At 39.7% G+C, this 4,763-nt stretch carries 3 protein-coding genes and 2 pseudogenes; 4 read left to right on the forward strand and 1 reads right to left on the reverse strand.

Features of this window, described 5'->3' with window-relative positions:
* A pseudogene (locus P20439_RS18740) lies at positions 1-745 on the reverse strand (site-specific integrase); the annotation flags it as partial.
* Positions 746-851: 106 nt separating this feature from the next.
* Between P20439_RS18740 and P20439_RS07630 the strand changes: the two are divergent.
* The 4 genes and pseudogenes from P20439_RS07630 to P20439_RS07645 form a co-directional block, all read left to right on the forward strand.
* Positions 852-1,184, forward strand: a pseudogene (locus P20439_RS07630) (GreA/GreB family elongation factor); the annotation flags it as partial.
* Positions 1,185-1,308: 124 nt separating this feature from the next.
* The gene (locus P20439_RS07635) at positions 1,309-1,614 is read left to right on the forward strand and encodes a hypothetical protein (protein WP_008465842.1); all 306 of its coding nucleotides are present in this window, start codon (positions 1,309-1,311) and stop codon (positions 1,612-1,614) included.
* 61 nt (positions 1,615-1,675) lie between these two features.
* The gene (locus P20439_RS07640) at positions 1,676-2,254 is read left to right on the forward strand and encodes a CBS domain-containing protein (RefSeq protein WP_008465843.1); all 579 of its coding nucleotides are present in this window, start codon (positions 1,676-1,678) and stop codon (positions 2,252-2,254) included.
* Between the two features lie 168 nt (positions 2,255-2,422).
* Positions 2,423-4,747: a Tex family protein gene (locus P20439_RS07645; protein WP_008465849.1), complete on the forward strand. Its 2,325-nt coding sequence runs from the start codon at positions 2,423-2,425 to the stop codon at positions 4,745-4,747.
* The last annotated feature ends 16 nt before the right edge of the window (positions 4,748-4,763 follow it).

Below are 4,763 nucleotides of genomic sequence, written 5' to 3' on the forward strand. Positions count from 1 at the left end.
GATGTAAAGTTATATCCGAAACATAAAGATGAAATAGCTCACTTTTACGCAACCCACCATAATTTAATAACATGGTCATAGCTTGAGATTTATAATCTGGTGTTGAGTCCTTTACCATTCCAATATAAAGAAGCTTTTCAAAGTGATCATCGGGGAATTTCATCGCTTTTTCATTATTGATTTTAGGCTCTAATAACCGATCAATAAACCTTACTCTCTGTGCGTTAAAGGCAGCGTCTTTTTGATTAGATAAGTGATTTAAAAACACATTTGCATGCTTATGATAATAAGCACACCAATTTAACCTTTCTTCATAACTTGTCGCTTTTCTAAAGGGGTTTATCCTTGATGAATCAAACCCTTCCTGTAAGGCCAAGAAATCAGAGTAATGCGTTATATGAAATAATATATTATTTGCATCTCTAGGCTTTCTCGCCTTCCAATACAATCCAAGTTCATCATCCATTTTTTCATAATCGATTGTTCCTACAAGTAGCGCTTTAGTAAAGCCTTTTAATAATAAAGTTGAGCTTTCAAAGTTAGGTACGGCATCAATATATGTGAGTAGAAGCTTCAAAGAAAATATAGAACGCTCTTTCCATGACTCGCTTTTAGAGCTGTACCACGCAAGGTATCTAATATGTGATATCACGACACCTTTCTCTGTATAAAGAGCTGGTAACTCACAAATACTACCAGTCTCTCTGTCATGATACTTTACGTTTATTTTTTGGATGTATGCCATACTTTTTATTATATAGTATATTCACTTTTACTTAATATTAGCTCTCTTTTAGTATCTAGCAAGTATCAAAATAGTGATTTTAGTATGTATTTGGGTGGGGTTCTAATATCAGTACAACAAGCGTTTGCTTCGCCAAATTGACCGTCGTATACGCTATTTACGAAAACGCATCCCCGATCTAAAAATTGTTGACTACTCCCCCGTACAAGACGGCAAAGTTTTTTTTGGTGCTTGGGTGGAAATAGAAAACGAGGCCGGTGAGTGTAAAAAATTTAGAATTGTCGGCCCCGATGAAATTTATGATCGCAACGATTATATTTCTATCGATTCACCAATGGCGCGAGCGTTATTAAAAAAACAAGTAGACGATGATTTTGAGGTAATGACTCCCCAAGGCGCTAAGCAATGGTACGTAAATAACATCACTTACCAAAAATAGCATCGCTTAGTTTTGATTCAGATCAAATTAACTTTTTATTGTTTATATTTTATGAGTAAGCTATAACTAAGGTTACTCAAGTAATGTTGTATTAACTTGAGAGTAGTTAATTAAGGTCACCACCATGTCAAACATAACAGCGCGCATATTACAAAATGCCCTCGTGTTTGCACTCTTCATGAGTGTGAGTTTGACATTGCATGGCGCACCTAAAAATAACAAACTTGATGCTGGTTTTGCCCCAGCTGAATTTATTGTTTGTGACTCCCCTGACCAAGCAAACCTCGACACCGATATAGATTCTCTTGATGGTGTTATTGCGCTTAGAGAAATTCAACCACTTCCTTTAGCGTTTTTCTTTCATTATGAAAGTCAATTTTTAGCCACTGCCTACAATCACGCAAACCCGCGAGCGCCACCTGTTATTTAATTTAGTAACTTACTTTTAAACATTATTAAATTTTTATAACTAATTTATTTAGGTGGATATTATGTCTAACTTTAAAGAACTCCGTACCCAAGACATTTCGCATGGCACTATTGCTGATACTTTTACTAATGAGCCTGTAATTGATTTAACTTCTCCTGCAACACAAATAGTAACTAGCTTTACGCATACCAGTCCTATGCGTGCAGCGTTTGATACAACCATTGAACAAGCATCGAAACAGTTAAATACTCAGCGCTCTGATTTTATTTTAGTGACTGACGAGCATCAAAAATTAATTGGAATTGTCGCAAGTGCAGATTTACAAAGCTCAAAAATCATGATTTTAGCGCAGCGTTTAGGCTTGCCTCGTAGTGAAATTAGCTTACGCTATTTAATGACACCGCTGAGTAATTTAATGGGTGTAAGTATGAAAAGCTTAAGCTACTCATGCATTGGTGATGCACTGCAAACTATGGAACATCATGGCGCTATGTTTTTATTAGTCACTGCGGCTAACAATGAAATCAGCGGCTTAATTTCAGCACGCGATATAGCACGTAAGCTGCAAATTCCTGTTCATATTAGCCCAATAGCACACACATTTAGTGAAGTACTCGAAAGTATAGAGCACCCTCACTAAATCCGCTTTTTATTAGTATAGTTCCAACCCCGGTAATGGCATCTTAAGGCAAGTAAAATAGCTTGCTTTAAGAGCTTTTTATTACCCTCCCCTGTGATATTATTCAAGACATTGACGCATCAGTTAACTTTTTAGCTGGTCTTATTTTTTGTATTAAAAGGTTTTTGCATGAGCGATATCTCTGCACGTTTAGCAACTGAGCTAAATGCACAGCAGCAACAAGTGGTTGCAGCAACAAAGTTACTTGATGAAGGCGCAACCGTCCCCTTTATTGCCCGTTACAGAAAAGAAGTGACCGGTGGATTAGATGACACCCAACTACGCCTTCTAGAGCAACGTTTATCTTATTTACGTGAACTTGAAGAGCGTCGTGGCTTTATCCTGTCGACGATAGAATCTCAAAATAAACTTACCGGTGAATTAGCGGCTGATATTAAAGCAGCACAAAGTAAAACCGAACTAGAAGACTTATATTTGCCTTATAAAGCAAAGCGCCGCACTAAAGGTCAAATAGCTATTGAAGCCGGTTTAGAACCGCTAGCCGATGCGTTATTTAACGATCCGATGCTTGACCCAGAAGCTGAAGCAGCACAATTTATTAATGTCGACAAAGCAATTGTCGATACTAAAGCAGCGCTTGATGGTGCTAAGTTTATTTTGATGGAACGCTTTGCCGAAGACGCTAAATTACTCGCTAAATTTAGAACTCATATTAGCCAAAATGGAGCGATTGAAAGCAAACTTATTGATGGCCAAGAACAAGCGGGGGCTAAATACCGAGACTACTTTGAACATCAAGAACCGTTAAAAAAAGTCCCCTCGCACCGTGCACTAGCCATGCTAAGAGCGCGTAATGAAGGCGTTTTACAGTTAACTATTAATCCTGAGCCGAGCGCTGAAAATCCAGCGCAATTATGTGCACAGATGATTAGCGATCATTACCGCCTAGATATTAAAAACAAACCTGCCAGCGCTTGGTTATTAACCGTGGTGCAATGGGCGTGGAAAATTAAGCTTGGATTACACTTAGAAAATGAATTTTTAGCCGCAATGCGTGAAAAAGCCGAAACCGGTGCCATTGATGTATTTGCTAAAAACTTAAAAGACTTATTAATGGCAGCCCCTGCAGGTCCTCGCACTACGTTAGGCTTAGATCCTGGTTTACGTACCGGTTGTAAAATTGCCGTGGTTGATAGCACAGGTAAGCTGCTTGCTACCCAAACGATTTTCCCACATGCACCACAAAATCATTGGGATAAATCATTACGCACGCTCGAGCAGCTATGTCGTCAACATAAGGTAGAGCTTATTGCAATTGGTAACGGCACCGCTTCTCGCGAATCAGATAAACTAGTTGGCGAACTTATCAAAGCCAATACCGAGCTTAAACTGAATAAAATCATGGTCAGTGAGGCCGGCGCTTCGGTGTACTCTGCGTCTGAGTTTGCCGCTAATGAATTTCCAGATTTAGATGTATCTTTACGTGGTGCCGTATCTATTGCACGTCGCCTTCAAGATCCATTGGCTGAGCTGGTTAAAATAGAGCCTAAGTCTATTGGTGTAGGCCAATATCAACATGATGTATCGCAAAGCCAACTGGGGCAAAGCCTAATTTCGGTGGTAGAAGACTGTGTAAACAGTGTCGGTGTTGATTTAAATATGGCTTCTGTGCCTTTGCTTGCACGTGTTTCTGGCTTAAACAAAACCTTAGCGCAAAACATTGTAAACTACCGTGATACAAACGGTTCATTTACAAAACGCAGTCAGTTGAAAAAAGTAGAGCGCTTGGGGCCAAAAGCATTTGAACAAGCAGCCGGCTTTTTACGCATTAACAATGGCAGCGATCCACTAGACAACTCATCAGTTCACCCTGAAGCATACCCTATCGTTAAGCGTATTTGTGAGCACAATCAGGTAGACGTAAATAACCTCATTGGTAATAAGGAGTTTTTAAATAAGCTCGCTGCAAATGATTATATTGACGATAAATTTGGCCTGCCTACCGTGACCGATATTATTAGCGAGCTTGATAAACCGGGTCGCGATCCGCGCCCTGAATTTAAAACTGCTGAGTTTAAAGCCGGTGTTGAAAAAATTAGTGACCTTAAGCCCGGTATGATTTTAGAAGGCGTGGTATCGAACGTTGCTAATTTTGGTGCATTTGTTGATGTGGGTGTTCATCAAGATGGACTCGTGCATATTTCAGCCATTACTAACAAGTTTATTTCAGACCCACGAGAAGTAGTTAAAGCAGGTGACATTGTTAAAGTCAAAGTGGTTGAAGTCGACGCTGCCCGTAAACGTATTAGTTTTACTATGCGCCTAGATGACGAGATAGACACTAGCAATAAAGCTGCCCCTGCGGCGCCGCAAAAGCCGCGCAGCAACAATGCAAACCAAACGCGAGCGCCTAAGCCTAAGCGCGACACAGGCAATGCCATGATGGGTAATGCGTTTGCTGATGCCTTTGCCAATGCGAAAGTGAAAAAATAAAATAGACCCAATAAAA

This window comes from Pseudoalteromonas sp. BSi20439, from assembly GCF_000241165.1.
Classification (GTDB): Bacteria; Pseudomonadota; Gammaproteobacteria; order Enterobacterales; family Alteromonadaceae; genus Pseudoalteromonas.

Bases quoted from the DNA above. Each gene is read 5' to 3' on its own strand.
- P20439_RS07635 (WP_008465842.1), top strand. From the start codon at position 1,309: ATGTCAAACATAACAGCGCGCATATTACAAAATGCCCTCGTGTTTGCA.
- P20439_RS07640 (WP_008465843.1), top strand. From the start codon at position 1,676: ATGTCTAACTTTAAAGAACTCCGTACCCAAGACATTTCGCATGGCACT.
- P20439_RS07645 (WP_008465849.1), top strand. From the start codon at position 2,423: ATGAGCGATATCTCTGCACGTTTAGCAACTGAGCTAAATGCACAGCAG.